This is a genomic window from Micromonospora sp. NPDC049497 (genome assembly GCF_044465805.1).
GTDB lineage: Bacteria > Actinomycetota > Actinomycetes > Mycobacteriales > Micromonosporaceae > Micromonospora.
Genome location: NZ_JBITMC010000005.1, coordinates 176,152 through 194,057 on the forward strand (window position 1 = coordinate 176,152; position 17,906 = coordinate 194,057).

Consider the following 17,906-nt stretch of genomic DNA (forward strand, 5'->3'; position numbering starts at 1 on the left):
AGACGCGCGAGAAACGTCGCGTCACCGGCAACCGGACCGGTCGGCCGGCGCGTGTCCCCTGCGACCGCCACGGGGGAGGTAGCAGGTGCCGGATGTCGACGGGTTCGACGATTTCTACCGGGGCAGCCGGCAACGGCTGCTCGGGTACGTCTACGTGCTCACCGGCGACCTGGCCGAGGCCCAGGACGCCGTGCAGGAGGCGTACATCCGGGCATGGCAGCGCTGGTCGACGGTGGGCGGGTACGACGACCCGGAGGCGTGGGTGCGGGTGGTGGCGAGCCGGATCGCGGTGAGCCGCTGGCGGAGCCTGCGCAGCCGGTCCCGCGCCTACCTGCGGCACGGGGCAGAACCGAGCGCGCCCGGTCCCGGCACCGACACCGTCGAGGTGGTCGCCGCACTGCGCCGGCTGCCCGAGGAGCAGCGCACCGCGCTGGCCCTGTACTACCTGCTCGGCATGCCGGTGGCGGAGGTGGCCCGGGAGACCGAGGCGCCCGTCGGCACGGTCAAGGCCCGACTTTCCCGGGGGCGCACCGCGCTCGCCGGCCTGCTCGCCGTCTCTGACCTGGAGGAGGCCTGATGTCCGAGCACCTGACCTTTGAGCGGGTGCACCGGGAGCTGAGCGGGGTCCGCTGGCCCGAAGCGGCCGAGCTGCGGGCCCGGGCCCGCGGGCGCAGTCGGCGTAGGGCGGCGCTGGCGGCGGCCGCCGTGCTGGTCGTGGTGTCGGGCTCCGCCGCCCTGACGGCCGGGCGGATCAGGGAGCCGGTGGCGGCCAGCGGGCGGCCGGCGGCCGGCCCGAGCCGGGCGGAGATACCGCTGGAGGCCCTGGTGCCCGCGGCCGACCTTCCCGAGCCGGCTGAACCGCCGCTCATCCAGTCGGGGATCGGTGAACCGGTCCGCCTGGACGACATGCTGATGGCGTGCCTGAAGGGCAAGGGGATCGCCGCCGAGTGGGCGACCTCCCGGTACTCCCGCTCACAGACGGTGCTGCGCAGCCGGCCGGCGGGCGACCCCGCGGGGGAGCCGCTGCTCCGTCAGGAGCTCTACCGCATCCGGCCGGAGGCGGCCGGTGAGGTCTTCGACGGCCTCGACCGGGCGATCCGGGCCTGTCCGACCGTGCGGGACACGGCGATGGCGGAATGGCGGGACCAGATCGTTCCGGTGGCCATCCAGCGAAGCTGGACGGTGCTGGACCGGAACTTCGCCGGTGACCGGTCCGTGGTGGTGCGCTACCGGGAGTCGCCCGTCCCCGGCGAGCGGGTCGCCGTGCCGCACGCGGAGACGTTGCGGGCGGTCGTGCAGGTCGGGGACCTCGTCACGGTGCTCACGCCGGCGGGCTACCAGCTGACCGCCCCGGACGACTTCCCGCCGCTGTTGACCCAGGCGGAGCTGCGTGACCTCGCCCGTACCGCCGCCGCCCGGCTCTGCGTCGCCGTGGCCGACCCGCCCTGCTGACCCGAAGATCCGCGCGACTTCGGGGAAGATGCCGCCTTCCCACTGTCGGGAGGGGTCAACTTCCCCGAAGTCGCGCGGATCAGGCCCCGGACCCAGCCGAGAAGCAGGGCGCGATCCCGCCGCGGAGCGGGCGATCAGAGGGGGATGTTGCCGTGCTTCTTCGGAGGCAGGGTCTCGCGCTTGGTGCGCAGCACGCGCAGGGCGCGGACGATCTGCGCCCGGGTCTCGTGCGGCGGGATGACCGAGTCCACGTACCCGCGCTCCGCGGCGATGTACGGGTTGGCCAGGGTGTCCTCGTACTCGGCGATCTTCTCGGCCCGCACGGCCGCCGGGTCCTCCGCGTTCGCCAGGTCCGACCGGTACAGGATGTTCACCGCGCCCTGGGCGCCCATCACCGCGATCTGCGCGGTCGGCCACGCGAAGTTCAGGTCCGCGCCGAGGTGCTTCGACCCCATGACGTCGTACGCTCCGCCGTACGCCTTCCGGGTGATGACGGTGACCTTCGGGACGGTGGCCTCGGCGTACGCGTAGATGAGCTTCGCGCCCCGGCGGATGATGCCGTCCCACTCCTGCCCGGTGCCGGGCAGGAAGCCGGGGACGTCCACGAAGGTCAGCACCGGGATGTTGAAGGCGTCGCAGGTACGGACGAACCGGGCCGCCTTCTCGGAGGCGGCGATGTCGAGCGTGCCGGCGAAGTGCATCGGCTGGTTGGCGACCACGCCCACCGGGCGGCCCTCGACGCGGCCGTAGCCGATCAGGAGGTTCTGCGCGTAGAGCGGCTGGACCTCCAGGAACTCGCCGTCGTCGAGGACGTGCTCGATGACCCGGTGCATGTCGTACGGCTGGTTGGCCGAGTCGGGGATGAGCGTGTCCAGCTCCCGGTCCTCGTCGGTCACGGCGAGGTCGGCGGGCGCCTCGAACACGACCGGCTCGTCGAGGTTGTTCGACGGCAGGTACGACAGCAGCGCCTTCACGTAGTCGATCGCGTCGGACTCGTCGGTGGCGAGGTAGTGCGCGTTGCCGCTGCGCGAGTTGTGGGTGCGGGCGCCGCCCAGCTCCTCCATCGCCACGTCCTCGCCGGTGACGGTCTTGATGACGTCCGGGCCGGTGATGAACATGTGCGAGGTCTGGTCGACCATCACGGTGAAGTCGGTGACGGCGGGGGAGTAGACCGCGCCGCCCGCGCACGGGCCCATGATGAGGGAGATCTGCGGGATGACGCCGCTGGCGCGGACGTTGCGGAAGAAGATCTCGCCGTAGAGGCCGAGCGACGCGACGCCCTCCTGGATACGCGCGCCACCGGAGTCGTTGATCCCGATGACGGGGCAGCCGATCTTCATCGCCAGGTCCATCACCTTGACGATCTTCTCGCCGAAGACCTCGCCGAGGGAGCCGCCGAAGACCGTGAAGTCCTGCGCGAAGACGCAGACCTGCCGGCCGTCGATGGTGCCGTAGCCGGTGATCACGCCGTCGCCGTACGGCCGGTTCCGCTCCAGCCCGAAGGCCGTGGACCGGTGCCGGGCCAGCTCGTCCAGCTCGACGAAGGAGCCCTCGTCGAGCAGCAGCTCGATCCGCTCCCGTGCGGTCTTCTTGCCCCTCGCGTGCTGCTTCTCCACGGCGCGCGCCGACCCGGCGTGCACCGCCTCGTCGACCCGTCGCTCCAGGTCCGCCAGCTTGCCCGCGGTGCTGTGGATGTTGATCCCGGTCTCGGTAGTCACCCAGGGAATATAACGATGGTTCAGGCCGGTGCTGCTGTGCAGTACACCTCAGTACCCTCCGTCGGCGTGGCCCGTAGGCTGACGGGATGCCGGGGTCCCCGTACACCGATCTCGACCGCCCGCCGCTGTCGGTGGCGCGGCTGCGGCGCGCGCTGGTCGCCCCGAACGGCCCGTGGGCCCGGCTGGAGCTGCGTGCCGAGACCGGCTCGACCAACGCGGACGTCGCGGAGGCCGCGCGGGCGGGTGAGCCGGAGGGCCTCGTCGTGGTCGCCGAGCGCCAGACCGCCGGCCGGGGGCGGCGGGGTCGGGCCTGGCAGTCGCCGGCCCGCGCGGGCATCGCGACCAGCGTGCTGCTCCGGCCCGGCGTGGCCGACCCGGACCGCGGCTGGCCGCCGGCTCCCGCGTCGGGGTACGGCTGGCTGCCGTTGCTCGCCGGCGTCGCGCTGGTGGAGGCGGTGGCCCTGCTGGCGGAGCTGGAGGCGGGCCTGAAGTGGCCGAACGACCTGCTGGTCGACGAGGCGAAGTGCGCCGGCATCCTGGCCGAGGCCGTCCCACCGACCCGGGCCGGTGAGATGCCCGCGATCGTTCTCGGCATCGGCCTGAACGTGACCCTCCGCGCGGACGAGCTGCCGGAGAACCCCACCGGACTGCCGGCCACCTCGCTGCAACTGGCCGGTGCCGCCGCCACCGACCGGGATCCGCTGCTGCGCGCCCTGCTCCGCGGTGTCGCCGACTGGTACGACCGCTGGCGGTCCGCCGGTGGGGACGCGGTCACCTGCGGGCTGCGCGACGCCTACCTGGCCGCCTGCGCCACGGTCGGCCGGAAGGTACGCGTGCTGCTGCCCGGGGGCGACGAGCTGACCGGGACGGCCACCGGCGTGGACGCCGACGGCCACCTCCTGGTCGCCACCGCGACGGGCGAACACCGCCTCACCGCCGGCGACGTCCTCCACCTGAGGTGAGAGGAAGGGCCCCGCGCGGCTGATCCCCTCGGTGGCGACGGGGCGTTACGGTCTGCCCGTCCGCTTCTCGCGATGGAGGTACCCGTGGCGTTTCCCGAGGACGTGCTCACCGAGGACGAGCATGTCGTGCTGCACCTGCACCCGCACTGGAGGGCCCTCGTCGGCCCGGTCGTGGTGCTGGTGTTCGCCGTCGCCGCGGTGGTGGCCGGCGTGGTCCTGCTCCCGTCCGGCGGGGGCGGCTCGGTGGCGCTGGCCGTGATCGGTGGGCTGGCGCTGGTCGCGGTGCTGTGGCTGACGCTCCGGCCGTACCTGGCCTGGCGGAGCACCCACTACCTCTTCACGAACGAGCGGGTGCTGCTCCAGGAGGGCCTGTTCTCCCGGGACCGGCGGGACATCCCGCTCACCCGGATCAACGACCACGCGATGCGCCAGGGCGTCATGGAGCGGCTGCTCGGCTGCGGCACGCTGACGATCGAGTCGGCCGGGGAGCGTGGCCAGTCGGTCCTGCACGACGTGCCGCGGGTCGGTCAGGTCCAGACCAGGCTCTACGAGCTGGTGGAGGCCCACCACGACAAGCACTCGCTGGGTGACGCCGAGATGCGGGACATCCTCGCCGACATGAACGAGGGCAAGCCGCTGCGCGATCCGAGCACCTGACCGCCGGTGGCGGGGCCGGTCAGCGGTGGGGGGAGCGGCGGGTGGTGGCCTGGAGTTCGGCGGCGAGTTCGGCCGCCAGCTCCCGGTCGAGCGACTCGCCGAGCGCCGCGTCGAGCGGCGCGGGGCGGCCCTGTGCGGGTGGTCCGGTCACCGGTGCCACCGCCGGGCGGGCCCGGGGCTCACCGGGTTGACCCTGGGCCTCCTCCAGCTCGGAGACCGACTCGGCCAGCTCCGCCACCGGGTCCATCTCGGCCATCGTGTCCCACTCGTCGCGCGGGATGCTGTGCCAGGTCGGCGCCGCGTGGGCGGGCGCCGGCTGGAAGACGAAGGTCCGGTACGACCAGAACCGGAAGAGCGTGGCCAGCAGTACGCCGAAGGTCTTGGCCACGTTCAGGGCCAGCAGGCCGGTCAGGCCGAGGCCGTACTTCGCGGCGGCCAGCACGCCCAGCTCGATGAGCAGACCCGCGCCGTTGAAAAGGAAGAAGAGGACGTATTCGCGTCTCATCGCCGATTTCGGGCGATCTCGGTACGTCCAGTGACGATTCATTAGATACGACGTGATCGTCGCCACGACGGTCGCGATGACCGTTGCCTTCAGTTGGCCGTCGACAAAAACGGTGAGTGCCAGAGCATTGAACACCGCGTAATTGATGACGGTGTTGATGCCACCGACGATGCCGAATTTGAGCGCCTCGTGGATGAACTTCTGCCAACGCTCAGGCAGCAGACGGACAAGACGCATGCGGAACACCTTAGGGCAGTGGGCGGGACCGGCCGGCCCCGACTGGACGAGGTGGGCGTCAGCTCACGCCCCGTGTCGGTCCTGCTTCACTTCCGGAACCGGCTGGGTTCCCCCTTCGACGAAGACGAACCGTCGGTAGGACCAGAAGCGGAAGAGGGTCGCCAGGCCGGTGCCGACGAGGTAGCTGGCGACGTTGTCCGCCACCGGGGTCTGGAAGACCTCCGGCCAGACACTGCCCAGCCCGTACCTGCTGATGGCCAGGCACGCCACCGTGATGCCCAGGCCGACCCCGTTGAAGAAGAAGAACAGTGCGTACTCGCGGGCCGGGTTGGAGCCGCGGCGGTGCCGCCAGGTCCAGAACCGGTTGCCGAGGAACGCGAAGCTCGCCGCGATCACCGTGGAGATGGTCTTGGCGGTCACCTGCTCGACGTCCTGCGCGGCGGTCATGTAGTTGAACAGCGCGAAGTCGATGAGGAAGGCGATGCCACCCACGGTGGCGAACTTGCTGAGCTCCCGTACGAGGTGACCGAACCGGTCGATCAGGGAGCGGAGCAGGCCCGGACGGGTCTGCCGGGAGTCAGGCTCCCCGGTCATTGTGGCGGCCACCCCGCGAGCGTACCGGTTGCCGCCGCACCGTACGGGTAGCAACGGCGGAGGGCGCGGGCGGTGGAGACGGTGATGAGCGGAGCGTAACCGGCGGTGACGAGATCCGGAGTCGTTTCCTCCGAACCGCGATCGGGTCGCGTCGCGCACCGGCGGACGGGCCCGACGTTCCCCGCCCGGGAGGTCCGCGACAAGATTTGCGTGAAACTGCGCGCGAAAGCGGGTATCAGATCGTGATGCCGCAGCGAGGCCGTACCTTGTGCAGTTCTTCACAACCAGTCCCACTGACTGGCGACGCCGCCCGGTTTACGCTGAGGCCAATCCCAGGTTTCCACGAAGGCGGCGCATAGTCGTCAAGACTCGTGCATCCCATAGATCGGTCAGCGTCGACCACCAAGGAGATGTGTCATGGTTGCTCCGGCTACTGTTCGGGGTATCGATCAGGCCCCGACGTCCCACCCCAAACTGCTCGCCTGGGTCCGTGAGGTCGCCGAACTGACCACCCCCGACCGGGTGGTCTGGGTGGACGGGTCCGACGAGGAGTGGCGCCGCCTCACCGACGAGCTGGTCGAGGCCGGCACCCTGATCCGCCTGAACCCGGAGAAGAAGCCCAACTCCTTCTACGCGCGCACGGACCCGACGGACGTCGCCCGGGTCGAGGAGCGCACCTACATCTGCTCCGTCGACGAGGCGGACGCCGGCCCCACCAACAACTGGATGGCGCCGGCCGAGATGAAGCAGACGATGACGGAGCTGTACCGCGGCAGCATGCGCGGGCGCACCATGTACGTCATCCCGTTCTGCATGGGTCCGGTCGAGGCCGAGAGCCCGATGTTCGGCGTCGAGATCACCGACAGCCCGTACGTCGTCGCGTCCATGCGGATCATGACCCGGATGGGCGCCACGGTCCTGGAGGCCATGGGCGACGATGCCGACTTCGTGCACGCGCTGCACTCGATCGGCGCCCCGCTCGCCCCCGGCCAGCAGGACGTCGCCTGGCCGTGCAACGAGACGAAGTACATCTCGCACTTCCCGGAGACCCGGGAGATCTGGTCCTTCGGCTCCGGCTACGGCGGCAACTCGCTGCTCGGCAAGAAGTGCTACTCCCTGCGTATCGCCAGCGTCATGGGGCGCGACGAGGGCTGGCTGGCCGAGCACATGCTGATCCTCAAGATCACCTCGCCGGAGGGTCGGGTCTACCACGTCGCCGGCGCGTTCCCGTCGGCGTGCGGCAAGACCAACCTGGCCATGCTGGAGCCGACCATCCCGGGCTGGAAGGTCGAGACCATCGGCGACGACATCGCCTGGATGCGCTTCGGCGAGGACGGCCGCCTCTACGCGGTCAACCCGGAGTACGGCCTCTTCGGCGTCGCCCCGGGCACCGACTGGAAGACCAACGCCAACGCGATGCGGACGCTTGACCGCGGCAACTCCATCTTCACCAACGTGGCCCTCACCGACGACGGGGACATCTGGTGGGAGGGCATGGGCGAGCCGCCGGCGCACCTGATCGACTGGAAGGGCAACGACTGGACGCCGGAGAGCGACAACCTCTCCTCGCACGCGAACAGCCGGTTCTGCACCCCGATCACCCAGTGCCCGATCCTCGCCGAGGACTACTACGACCCGAACGGCGTGCCGATCGACGCCATCCTCTTCGGTGGCCGCCGCCGGGACACCATCCCGCTGGTGACCGAGGCCCGGGACTGGGTGCACGGCGTCTACATGGGTGCCACGCTCTCCTCGGAGACGACCGCCGCCGCCTCCGGCGCGGTCGGTGTCGTCCGCCGCGACCCGATGGCCATGCTGCCGTTCATCGGCTACCACGCCGGTGACTACTTCCGGCACTGGATCGAGATGGGCAAGGGCGCCGACGGCGACGAGTCCAAGCTGCCCAAGATCTACTACGTCAACTGGTTCCGCAAGGACGCCGAGGGCAACTTCCTCTGGCCGGGCTTCGGCGAGAACTCCCGCGTACTCAAGTGGGTCATCGAGCGGCTCGAGGGTCGCGCCGACGCCGTCGAGACCCCGATCGGCATGGTCCCGGCCCAGGACGCGCTGGACGTCGAGGGTCTGGACATGACCCCGGAAGACGTCCGGATCGCGCTCAAGGTCGACGCCGACGAGTGGCGCAACGAGCTGCCGCTGGTCACCGAGTGGTTCGAGAAGTTCGGCGACAAGCTGCCGGGTGTTCTGTGGGCCGAGCTGGACGCGCTGCGCGCGCGGCTCGACGCGGCCCAGCCGCAGAAGTAGGTGTGACGCCCGCCCGCGCGGGGGAACACGGGATTCCATGAGGACGGCCGCCGAGACCGAGGTCCGGCGGCCGTCCGCCGTCCGGGCGCTCACCACGCTGCTGGCGACGACCGCGGCGGCCACCGTCGTGGTCGAGCTGCTCAACTGGGTGTACGCCCCGGAGCAGGGTTTCGCGCTGGCCGTCCGCACCGGCTGGGCGCTGCTCCGCTCACTCGGTTTCCTGCTGCTCATCGGGAACGTCCGGCGCGGCCGTACGGTGGCCCGCCCGTTCGGCCTGATCCTCGCGGTGACCACGGTCTTCGCCGTCGGCCGGCTGATCGTGCCCCGGCAGGGGACGCCGCCGCTGCCCGGCCTGCTCGGCTTCGCCGTGCTCACCGCGCTCTGCGTGGCCGTGGTGTGGCTGCTCTACCGCTCGCCGGCCGTGGCGTCCCACCTGAGGAGGCACCGCCCGCGCCTGGTCATCGACGGCCGGGGCATCTCCTGGCGGGAGACCCCGCCGCGCCGGCCCGAGGTCAGCGGGTGGCTGCTCACCGCCCGGGTGGCCGCCTTCACGTACAGCCCGCTCATGCTGGTGCCCGCGCTGGTCGCCGGAGCGGCCGTGCTCGACGACCGGCTGGCCGCCGTGCCCGCCGTGCTGTTCTGGTTCGGCGCCGGGGTCGTCACCAGTTACGCCGTCCTCTTCTGCACCGCCTTCCTGCTGCGCGGCCGGCACTGGGCCCGCCGCCTGCTCGTCGTGGTGACCCTGGTCGTGCTCGCCGTCGACCTGCCGCTCTGCTGGTGGCTGCTCGACTGGGACGGCCTCGTCCGGGACGGCGCCCCGCTGGCAACCGCCGCCGCCGTGACCCTCTACGCCCTCCACCGCGCTACCAGGGCCGATCCCCCCACCCCCACCCCAAGCGCATGATCGACTCGGCTTCCTTGAAGTCGGGCCATCCGAGTGACTCCGACACCCCGACCTCAGTGAAGTCGAGTCGATCTTTCGTCCCAGGCAGGATGACGGACGCGGGCACGGCCCCGGACCGGCTCGCGGGGAGGGGACGCCATGACGGACGGCGGCGTGGAGCAGGGCGGGGCAGTGGAGCAGGTCGGGGTAGGGGAGCAGGGCGGGGCAGGGGACGAGTTCGACGTGGTGGTGGTCGGTGCGGGGCCGGCCGGGTCGGCCGCCGCGCTGGCGGCCCGGCGGGCCGGTGCGCGTGTGCTGCTGCTGGACCGGGCCGACTTTCCCCGGGACAAGGCGTGCGGTGACGGCATCGCCGCGCACGCGCTGGACGTGCTCGACGAGTTGGGCGTACCGGACGCGGTGGCCGGCTACCCGCCACTGCCCGCCCTGCGCATGGTCAGCCCGGGAGGCGACGAGGTCGCCCGGACGCTGCCCCGACCGGCATACACGGTGCCCCGTACCGTCTTCGACGCCCGCCTGGTGGCGGCGGCGGTCGCGGCCGGCGCGCAGCTGCGGCGGCACGCCGTACGCCGGGTCGAGGTCCGCGCCGACCGGGTCGTGCTGGACGGTGCGGTCACCGCCGCGGCGGTGGTCGGGGCGGACGGGGCCGGATCGGTGGTCCGGCGGGCGCTCGGGCATCCGGTGAACCCGGACCGTCACCTGGCGCTGGCCCTGCGGGGGTACGCGCCGGCCCGGCCCGGGCCACCCGAACAGCTCATCGTCACGTCGGCGCCACGCTGGCCGGCGTACGCCTGGTCGTTCCCCATCGGTGACGGGCGGGCGAACGTCGGGTACGGGGAGGTCCTGCGGGGTGAGCCGCTGACCCGGGCGCACCTGGTCGACCGGCTCGCCGCGCTGCTGCCCGGCACCGACCCGGCCACGGTCACCGATCTACGCGCCCACCACCTGCCGCTGTCCACCCACCGTCCGGCGCCGGGGCGGGGTCGCGTGGCGCTCGCCGGTGACGCGCTCTCCCTCATCAACCCGTTCACCGGGGAGGGGATCTTCTACGCCCTGCTGTCCGGGGCGCTGGCCGGCGCGGCGGCGGCCCGTTCGCCCGAGCACGCCGGCCGGCGCTACACCGACGCGTTGCGTCGTCGGCTCGGCGTACACCTGCGGCACAGCTCGACCGCGGCGTGGCTGGCCCGCCGGCGGTTGGTGGTGGACGCGGCGGTCCGGGCGGCCCGGCGTGACGACCGGGTCTACCGGACGGTGGTGGAGCTGGGGCTCGGTGACGGGCGGCTCGACGCCCGCACGCTGGGCATGATCGGCTTCGGACTCGCGACCCGGGATCGGCCTCCCCGCCGATGATGCGCGACCCCGGTCGCTACGCTGCTAGGTGATGACTCTGCGGGACCTTGTCTACTCGGTGTACGAGCGACGGCTCACGGCGAAGCTCGCCGGCAAGCCGGTGCCCCGTCACGTCGGCGTGATGTGTGACGGAAATCGCCGATGGGCCAGGGAGATGGGCTTCGTCGACCCCAACGACGGGCACCGGGTCGGTGCGGAGCGGATCAAGGAGCTGCTGCGCTGGTGCGATGCGGCCGGCGTCGGGCACGTGACCCTCTGGCTGCTCTCCACCGACAACCTCTCCCGGCCGGCGGCGGAGCTCGACCCGTTGCTCCAGATCATCGAGGACCTCACCACCGAGCTCGCCGAGGAGGGCAACCCCTGGCGGCTGCGCATGGTCGGCGCGCTCGACGTCCTGCCGGCGCACCACGCGGCGGCGCTGAAGGCGGCGGAGGAGCGCACCCAGGAGCGCAGCGGTGGCGCCCAGGTCAACATCGCGGTGGGGTACGGCGGCCGGCGGGAGATCGCCGACGCGGTGCGCTCGCTCCTGCACGAACACGCCCGGGCCGGCACCAGCATCGAGGAACTGGCCGAGGTGCTCGACGTCGACCACATCTCCGAGCACCTCTACACCCGGGGCCTGCCGGACCCGGACCTGATCATCCGGACCAGCGGCGAGCAGCGCCTGTCCGGGTTCATGCTCTGGCAGTCCGCGCACTCGGAGTTCTACTTCTGCGAACTCAACTGGCCGGACTTCCGGCACATCGACTTCCTCCGGGCGCTGCGCGCGTACGCCAACCGGCACCGCCGCTTCGGCAGCTGAGCCCGGTCGGCTCAGGTCAGGCGGGGCAGCGCGGCGGTGAGGAAGTCACCCAGCGCGGCGGGGGAGTCGATGGTCAGGTCGGCCGCGTCGGCGACCTCCTGGCCGGTCTCCGGATTGGCGACGGCGACGCACACGCCGAAGAAGTGCGGATCGGCGGCGGCCCGCGCGCGCAGCGCCGCGAACGCCTTGATGTCGGAGACGTCGTCGCCGAAGTACCAGGCGGCCTCGGCGTCCCGGATCACCTCGTCGATCACCATGCCCTTGTCCCGGTCGACGGGGGGCTTCAGCTCCAGCACCATCCTCCCGGCCTGGACCCGCAGCCCGAGCCGCTCGGCCTGTGCCCGGCCCCACGCCTCGATCGTCCCGCCCAGCCGGGGAGCGGTGCGCCAGTGCAGTGCCACGGAGAGCCGCTTGAACTCGACCAGCGTGCCGGCGGGTAGCTCGGCCCGGGCCAGGTCGGCCAGCTCCGCCATGGTGGGCACCCAGGGCAACGCCGCCGGCTCGGTGACGGTCTCCCCGCCCGAGTGGCTGTGCTCCAGGCCGTAGAGGCCGTAGAGGTCGACGCCGCCAAGGCCGCCGAGGTGGTCGCGCAGGAACTCCACCGGTCGGGCGGAGACGATCGCCACCCGGCGGACGACCGGGGCGAGCGCCTCGATCGCGTCCAGCACCTTCGGTGCGGGCTGCACCGCGGTCGGGTCGTCGTCGACCGGCGCCAGCGTGCCGTCGAAGTCGAAGAAGAGCACGGTCCCCGCCGCGCGGGCGGCGGTCGTTCGCCAGGCGTGGTCGGCGTTCAACGGAGTCCCCGGCTGTTGGTTGCGCAGATTCAACGGCGGCACGCGCGACAGCGTACCCCGGGGATGGCGGCCCATTCCCGAGCGCGAAAGTGACGTCCGGCCGACGGTTCGGTCGGTGTGCGGCGTCGGTGCAGGGTCAGCGTTCGGCGGCTCCGCGTCCGCGCCGGCCGAACGGCACCACGGCGGCTTCCTGGCCCTGGCTGAGCAGGTACCCCTCCACGAAGCCGCTGTTCCGGTCGCCGGTGTGCGTCTCGATCTCGTTGAGCCGCGCCACCAGGAACTCGGTGAGCGCGCTGACCCGGTCGTTGAGCCGGTCGTGCAGTTCGGCGACCACGGCCAGGACGACCGCGGTGCCGGCGGTGGTGAGCGCGAGGAGGTTGACGAGCAGGGGTAGTTCCCCACCGTCGACCGCCAGCGTCACCGCGTTCCCGGTCGCGCACAGTGTCAGGGACACGGTGGCGACCATCACTGCCAACCACTTCAGGGTCATGGACAGACCCCTCCTTCTGTCCCGCAGGGCTGGGTTCGGCCTTGTCCCGTCCCCCCGCCGATGACGAGCCCAAGCAGTACAAACGGACGCTAGCGCGCGGATTCGGGCCCGGGAGCGAAACGAATGAGTCTGACCTGCCGTTCTTTCGCCATCTGAGGAACTAGCTGGCTTCTTTACCTCGTTTTCGGACCTCGACCGGCAGAGTCGGCCGATATGCGAGGTAGCGAATGGTCTCGCGGATGTGGAACTTCTCGGCGTCGGACACCGTGGGGTCGACCAGGCGGCGCAGCAGTGCCTCCACGTCCGGGTCCATCGGTGGGGGCGGCGGGGCGGTGCGGGGGGAGGTCGCCCGGTCCCAGCCCAGCGCGGCGAAGGCGATCGCCGGATTCAGGCCGAGGCCCTCGCAGAAGGCGACCACGCGCTCGGCCTCCGGGTCGCTGGCCCAGTCGCCGCGCACCCATCGGTTGATCGTCTGCCGGGACACGCCGGTGCGGCGCGACACCTCGGTGCCGCTCCAGGCCCGGGTGGCCCGTGCCTCGTCGAGCGCGCGGCGGACGAAGGTGGCGAAGGCGATCTTCCGTGCGTTGGCGGTCTCGGTCACCCCGCGACCGTAAGGCCAGGAGCCGGCGACCGGCTCCGGTGGCACGCGGGTGTCACGTGAACGAGACGTAGTTTCCGGTGCGCCGGTAAACGATCCGGCGGCCTTTCTGAGGGGTGTCACCTGGGCAGAATAGATGGCCGTAGGTGCGGGGGTAAGCGGACGAAAAGCTGATACTGTCACGCTCGTGGGACAATCTACGGTGTGTCACGTGCAGGAGACGATCAGTGCTCATATGCGTCACGCCAGTGGTGCGGAGGAGGTGCGGTGACCGAGCTCGCCACCCGTGCCCAGGCCTTCGGCCTGATCGCGGAGGGGGTCGCCGCCGGCCTGAGCGCGCCATGGCGCCTCTACCTGGCCCGGGGCTGTCGTTACCTCTCTCTCAGCGTCGGCGACCGTGCCGAGTGGAACGCCTGGCGTACCCACCTCGGCTGCCCGGAGCTCAGCGTCCGGGTGTACGACGCGGGCGGCGAGATCCGTCGCTCCTCGGTCGCCGAGGTCGTCCTGGACTGCTGCCGGATCAGCGTCGAGCTGGTCGAGGAGGTCAGCACGGACGACCTGGACCGCCTCCTGGTGGTCGATCCGACCTCGGCCGAGCCGGAGGAGCGATGACACGGCGCGCGCGGCGGACCGGAGTCGACGGATGAGCCCCTTCCTCGCGGTCTTCCTCGTCCTCGTGCTCGGCGCGACGAGCTACGCGGCGGGGCGGCTGCACGGGCAGCTCAGCTACCGCATCGGCTACCGGTTCGGCTACCGGCAGGGCTACTTCGACGGGGACCGGGGCGCGTGGAACCGGCGACGGCGCGACGCCCAGGCGGCCATCGCGTCCGCGCTCGCCGGCCCTCCCGTCGTGGAGACGACCACGAAGGCCGACCGGACCACCGGGGCCGCGGCGCGGGTCGGCACGACGTACACCGGATCGTCCTTCACGACCTCGGATGCCCCGGTCGCCGGCCGGCACCCGGCCGGGACCCTGGTCCGGCGGACCGGTTGAGCCCGGCCGGCGGGTGACCCGAGAACCCGCCGGCCGTACCCATGACGCGGTGCGCCGTCCGCGGCGGACGCGCACCGTCGGGACCACGTCAGACCGGTGACGGGGGTCCCCACCGGCCGGGATGCGCGCAGGGGGCATGCATCCCGGCCGGTTCCGCCGTGCGTTCACACGCCGGACCCCGGAGATCCACGATCGCCCTCTAGCCGGGACGGGCGGACGCCGCTAGCGTCTAGGCATGGCGCGGGGTTGTCCCGGGCCAGCCGGCCCGCCCGGACCTGCGACCTCGCGCACGGGGTTTGCATCCGACCCCGTGTCCACCCGGGCACCGGACGAGGCGGAACACGGGTGGCGGGTGCCCATCCGTCGGAGCAGGCCTGTGACGACTCGCCGTACCTCTGCCGGTGCCGACCCGACCCCGGCCGCGACTGCCACGACCCGCCGGACCACCCGCGGCCGCCGTGCCGCGGCCGCCGCGCCGGTCGAGACCCAGGAGCCCCGACCATCCGGCCAGGCATTCGTCCTGGACACCTCGGTCCTGCTCTCCGACCCGGCGGCCTTCCACCGGTTCGCCGAGCACGAGGTGGTGCTGCCGCTGGTGGTCATCACCGAGTTGGAGGGCAAGCGCCACCACCCCGAGCTGGGCTGGTTCGCCCGCCAGTCCCTGCGCCTCCTGGACGACCTGCGGGTCCTGAACGGCCGGCTGGACCGACCGGTTCCGGCCAACGACCAGGGCGGCACCCTGCGAGTCGAGCTGAACCACACCGACGACGGGGTGCTGCCGCCGGGCTTCCGCACCGAGTCCAACGACGCCCGGATCCTCTCGGTGGCGTTGAACCTCGCCGCGGAGGGACGTCAGGTCACCCTGGTCAGCAAGGACATGCCGCTGCGGGTCAAGGCCGCCTCGGTCGGCCTGCACGCCGACGAGTACCGGCACGGGCAGGCCAGCGACCCGACCTGGACGGGCATGTCCGAACTGGAGCTGAGCGAGGAGCAGATCAGCCGGCTGTACGGCGGTGAGGCGCTCGACCTGGACGAGGCGGCCGGTCTGCCCTGCCACACCGGCCTGGTGCTGCACTCCAGCCGGGGCTCGGCGCTCGGCCGGGTGCTGCCCGACAAGACGGTACGGCTGGTCCGCGGTGACCGGGAGGCGTTCGGCCTGCACGGCCGCTCGGCCGAGCAGCGGATCGCCCTCGACCTGCTGCTGGACGACTCGGTGGGCATCGTGTCCCTCGGTGGCCGGGCGGGCACCGGCAAGTCCGCCCTGGCGCTCTGCGCCGGCCTGGAGGCGGCCATGGAGCGCCGCCGGCACAAGAAGGTCATCGTGTTCCGCCCGCTGTACGCTGTCGGCGGTCAGGAACTGGGCTACCTGCCGGGTTCGGAGTCGGAGAAGATGTCGCCCTGGGCGCAGGCCGTCTTCGACACCCTCGGCGCGGTGGTGCACGAGAACGTGCTGGAAGAGGTGACCTCGCGCGGCCTGCTGGAGGTGCTGCCGCTCACCCACATCCGGGGGCGCAGCCTGCACGACGCCTTCGTGATCGTCGACGAGGCGCAGTCGCTGGAGCGCGGGGTGCTGTTGACGGTGCTCTCGCGGATCGGTCAGGGCTCGCGGGTGGTGCTCACGCACGACGTCGCCCAGCGGGACAACCTACGGGTCGGCCGGCACGACGGTGTCACGGCGGTGATCGAGGCGTTGAAGGGTCATCCGCTCTTCGCCCACGTCACCCTCACCCGTTCGGAGCGTTCTCCGATCGCCGCCATGGTGACGGATCTTCTGGAGGACAACTCACTTTGATGACCGTTTAGAGCGGCTTCATGCGCATAATTCGTGTGGCACAGATCACAATTTGATCCCTTGGTTTCCCAAGAGCCTCACTGTGCGCGATGGTGTCCCACGGCGCCCACGCACCGAAGAGATCGTTGGTGATCGTTCGTCACCCGGCGGACGGCATCGGTGACCACCGGTGCGTCGGCTGCGACCGGCAGGGTCGGGGCGCTCACGACGCGGGGTCCTCCGCGGTTCCGCGTCGTGTGTCCGTGCCCCCGACGAAGGGACCACTTCGTGAGTCGGCTGTGGAGCCGGTTGGGCGCCCGCACGGCTGCTGTCGCGCTGCTCTCCGTGGGCGTTGCCGGCGGCTTCTACCTGGGCGACGACCGCGAGACCCGGCAGGACCCGACCGCACGGGTCGGTGTGGCGGCCGAACAGGCCGTGAACGACCAGCAGACCGCCTCCGGCGTGCAGTCCGTCCAGCAGCGGACCGCCGAGTACCACGCGAAGCTGCGGTCCGCCGCGGCAGCCGAGGCGGCCGCGGAGCGCGCGCGCCGGGCCAAGGTCGCCGCCGCGTCCCGGAAGAAGGCCGAGGAGGCCGCCGCCAAGGCCGCGGCGGCCGTCGAGGCCGAGGAGGAGAAGACCGTCAGCAAGCCGTACGACGGGCCGATTCCCGCCTCCTGCGCCGAGTTCAGCGGCAACCGGAAGATCGGCTGCGCCCTCATGCTCGAGAAGGGCTTCGCGATCGACCAGTTCCCGTGCCTGGACAAGCTCTGGGACAAGGAGAGCGGCTGGAACCACAAGGCCCGCAACCCCTCCTCCGGGGCGTACGGCATCCCGCAGGCGCTGCCCGGCAGCAAGATGGGCTCGGTCGCGGACGACTGGGAGACCAACCCGACCACCCAGATCACGTGGGGCCTCGGCTACATCGAGGGCCGGTACGGCACCCCGTGCAAGGCGTGGGCCCACTCGCAGGACGTGGGCTGGTACTGATCGGCGAGCGGCTGCGGGGCGTGTGGGAGTCCACACACCCCGCCGCCGTCGCCGGTACGCCGAAGGGCCGCCCGAGTGGCGGCTGTCGCCCACACCTGATAGCTCTTGACGGGTGACCCTGCTCCCGGGAAGCGGCGACCCGAACCGGTTCGGCACCGAGGCGTTCTACGCCGCGCTCGGCCGCGCCTTCGTCGCGATGTGCGCGGTGGTTCCGTTCCTCTTCCTCATCGAGGCCGTCGACCAGGGTCTGGCGTTCGGTCTCGACGCCGCGGCGGGCATCATCCCGCAGCGCATCGAGGGGCTCGACGGCGTCTTCTTCTCGCCGTTCCTGCACCACGGGTTCGACCACCTCTACAGCAACAGCATCCCGCTGATCCTGCTCGGCACGTTCGTGCTCGCCGCCGGCGCCCGCCGGTTCCTGTGGTCGACCCTGATCATCGTCCTGGTCAGCGGCCTGGGCGTCTGGTTCACCGGCTCGTCGAACTCGATCGTGGTCGGGGCCAGCGGCGTCATCTTCGGGTACCTCGGCATCCTGCTCACCCGCGGCATCGTCGAGCGGAGCTGGTGGAACTTCGCCGTCTTCCTGCTGGTCGGTCTCCTCTACGGCTGGCAACTGGTCGGCATCCTCCCCACCGACGAGCGGATCTCCTGGCAGGGCCACCTCTTCGGGCTCCTCGGCGGGGTCGTGGCCGCCATCCTCTTCCGGCGCCGCCGGCGGGACCTCGACGGGCCGTACCGCCCGGAGTCCACCCTGACGCTGCCCTGACGCCGGAGGCGGCTCGCCGCCGCGCGTGGGACGTCCTTGCCCGGTCGCCCCGGCCGCCCTACCGTC

At 71.7% G+C, this 17,906-nt stretch carries 19 protein-coding genes; 13 read left to right on the forward strand and 6 right to left on the reverse strand.

The features are described 5' to 3' along the window. The first annotated feature begins 85 nt into the window (after positions 1-85). Positions 86-577 (forward strand): SigE family RNA polymerase sigma factor, encoded by a 492-nt coding sequence (locus ACIBR0_RS10215; protein ID WP_396714115.1) that lies wholly within the window; start codon positions 86-88, stop codon positions 575-577. Then, the gene (locus ACIBR0_RS10220; protein WP_396714116.1) at positions 577-1,452 is read left to right on the forward strand and encodes a hypothetical protein; all 876 of its coding nucleotides are present in this window, start codon (positions 577-579) and stop codon (positions 1,450-1,452) included. Before ACIBR0_RS10215 ends, ACIBR0_RS10220 begins: the two co-directional genes overlap by 1 nt. A 134-nt stretch (positions 1,453-1,586) precedes the next feature. On the opposite strand, the gene ACIBR0_RS10225 is transcribed toward ACIBR0_RS10220, so the two are convergent. Further along, a complete protein-coding gene (locus ACIBR0_RS10225) occupies positions 1,587-3,170 on the reverse strand; it encodes an acyl-CoA carboxylase subunit beta (RefSeq protein ID WP_396714118.1) in 1,584 nt (527 codons plus the stop codon). Between the two features lie 86 nt (positions 3,171-3,256). On the opposite strand from ACIBR0_RS10225, the gene ACIBR0_RS10230 reads away from it, so the two are divergent. After that, positions 3,257-4,132, forward strand: a complete 876-nt coding sequence (locus ACIBR0_RS10230) for a biotin--[acetyl-CoA-carboxylase] ligase (protein WP_396714120.1) — start codon at positions 3,257-3,259, stop codon at positions 4,130-4,132. A gap of 84 nt (positions 4,133-4,216) precedes the next feature. Beyond that, positions 4,217-4,789 carry a PH domain-containing protein gene (locus ACIBR0_RS10235; protein WP_396714341.1) on the forward strand — a complete coding sequence of 191 codons (573 nt, stop codon included), beginning with the start codon at positions 4,217-4,219 and terminating at the stop codon, positions 4,787-4,789. Positions 4,790-4,808: 19 nt separating this feature from the next. Here ACIBR0_RS10235 and ACIBR0_RS10240 read toward each other — a convergent pair whose 3' ends face one another. Both ACIBR0_RS10240 and ACIBR0_RS10245 read right to left on the reverse strand, forming a co-directional pair. After that, entirely contained in the window at positions 4,809-5,531 is a 723-nt protein-coding gene (locus ACIBR0_RS10240; protein ID WP_396714122.1) for a GtrA family protein, read from the reverse strand. 63 nt (positions 5,532-5,594) lie between these two features. Beyond that, the gene (locus ACIBR0_RS10245) at positions 5,595-6,407 is read right to left on the reverse strand and encodes a GtrA family protein (RefSeq protein ID WP_396714124.1); all 813 of its coding nucleotides are present in this window, start codon (positions 6,405-6,407) and stop codon (positions 5,595-5,597) included. Between the two features lie 135 nt (positions 6,408-6,542). Between ACIBR0_RS10245 and ACIBR0_RS10250 the strand changes: the two genes are divergently transcribed. The 4 genes from ACIBR0_RS10250 to ACIBR0_RS10265 all read left to right on the forward strand — a co-directional run bounded on the left by ACIBR0_RS10250 (position 6,543) and on the right by ACIBR0_RS10265 (position 11,440). Beyond that, a complete protein-coding gene (locus tag ACIBR0_RS10250) occupies positions 6,543-8,387 on the forward strand; it encodes a phosphoenolpyruvate carboxykinase (GTP) (RefSeq protein ID WP_396714126.1) in 1,845 nt (614 codons plus the stop codon). A gap of 37 nt (positions 8,388-8,424) precedes the next feature. After that, on the forward strand, positions 8,425-9,291 hold the full coding sequence (locus ACIBR0_RS10255) for a hypothetical protein (RefSeq protein ID WP_396714128.1): 867 nt from the start codon (positions 8,425-8,427) through the stop codon (positions 9,289-9,291). 138 nt (positions 9,292-9,429) lie between these two features. After that, the gene (locus tag ACIBR0_RS10260; protein WP_396714130.1) at positions 9,430-10,638 is read left to right on the forward strand and encodes a geranylgeranyl reductase family protein; all 1,209 of its coding nucleotides are present in this window, start codon (positions 9,430-9,432) and stop codon (positions 10,636-10,638) included. Positions 10,639-10,669: 31 nt separating this feature from the next. Further along, positions 10,670-11,440 carry an isoprenyl transferase gene (locus ACIBR0_RS10265; protein WP_357028526.1) on the forward strand — a complete coding sequence of 257 codons (771 nt, stop codon included), beginning with the start codon at positions 10,670-10,672 and terminating at the stop codon, positions 11,438-11,440. Positions 11,441-11,451: 11 nt separating this feature from the next. On the opposite strand, the gene otsB is transcribed toward ACIBR0_RS10265, so the two are convergent. From otsB to ACIBR0_RS10280, 3 genes are all read right to left on the reverse strand, one after another. After that, complete coding sequence (otsB, locus tag ACIBR0_RS10270) at positions 11,452-12,276, reverse strand: trehalose-phosphatase (RefSeq protein WP_396714132.1); 825 nt, start codon at positions 12,274-12,276, stop codon at positions 11,452-11,454. 94 nt (positions 12,277-12,370) lie between these two features. After that, positions 12,371-12,724, reverse strand: coding sequence for a hypothetical protein (locus ACIBR0_RS10275; RefSeq protein ID WP_396714134.1), 354 nt, complete (start codon positions 12,722-12,724; stop codon positions 12,371-12,373). Between the two features lie 160 nt (positions 12,725-12,884). Beyond that, complete coding sequence (locus tag ACIBR0_RS10280; protein WP_357028517.1) at positions 12,885-13,325, reverse strand: helix-turn-helix transcriptional regulator; 441 nt, start codon at positions 13,323-13,325, stop codon at positions 12,885-12,887. A 264-nt stretch (positions 13,326-13,589) separates the two neighbouring features. On the opposite strand from ACIBR0_RS10280, the gene ACIBR0_RS10285 reads away from it, so the two are divergent. From ACIBR0_RS10285 to ACIBR0_RS10305, 5 genes are all read left to right on the forward strand, one after another. Continuing rightward, positions 13,590-13,934 (forward strand): hypothetical protein, encoded by a 345-nt coding sequence (locus ACIBR0_RS10285; RefSeq protein ID WP_357028514.1) that lies wholly within the window; start codon positions 13,590-13,592, stop codon positions 13,932-13,934. A 31-nt stretch (positions 13,935-13,965) separates the two neighbouring features. After that, positions 13,966-14,316: a hypothetical protein gene (locus tag ACIBR0_RS10290; protein WP_357028512.1), complete on the forward strand. Its 351-nt coding sequence runs from the start codon at positions 13,966-13,968 to the stop codon at positions 14,314-14,316. A 376-nt stretch (positions 14,317-14,692) separates the two neighbouring features. Beyond that, positions 14,693-16,108 (forward strand): PhoH family protein, encoded by a 1,416-nt coding sequence (locus ACIBR0_RS10295; RefSeq protein ID WP_396714136.1) that lies wholly within the window; start codon positions 14,693-14,695, stop codon positions 16,106-16,108. Positions 16,109-16,375: 267 nt separating this feature from the next. Beyond that, positions 16,376-17,074, forward strand: coding sequence for a lytic transglycosylase domain-containing protein (locus tag ACIBR0_RS10300; RefSeq protein WP_396714138.1), 699 nt, complete (start codon positions 16,376-16,378; stop codon positions 17,072-17,074). Positions 17,075-17,186: 112 nt separating this feature from the next. After that, a complete protein-coding gene (locus ACIBR0_RS10305; protein ID WP_396714140.1) occupies positions 17,187-17,840 on the forward strand; it encodes a rhomboid family intramembrane serine protease in 654 nt (217 codons plus the stop codon). The last annotated feature ends 66 nt before the right edge of the window (positions 17,841-17,906 follow it).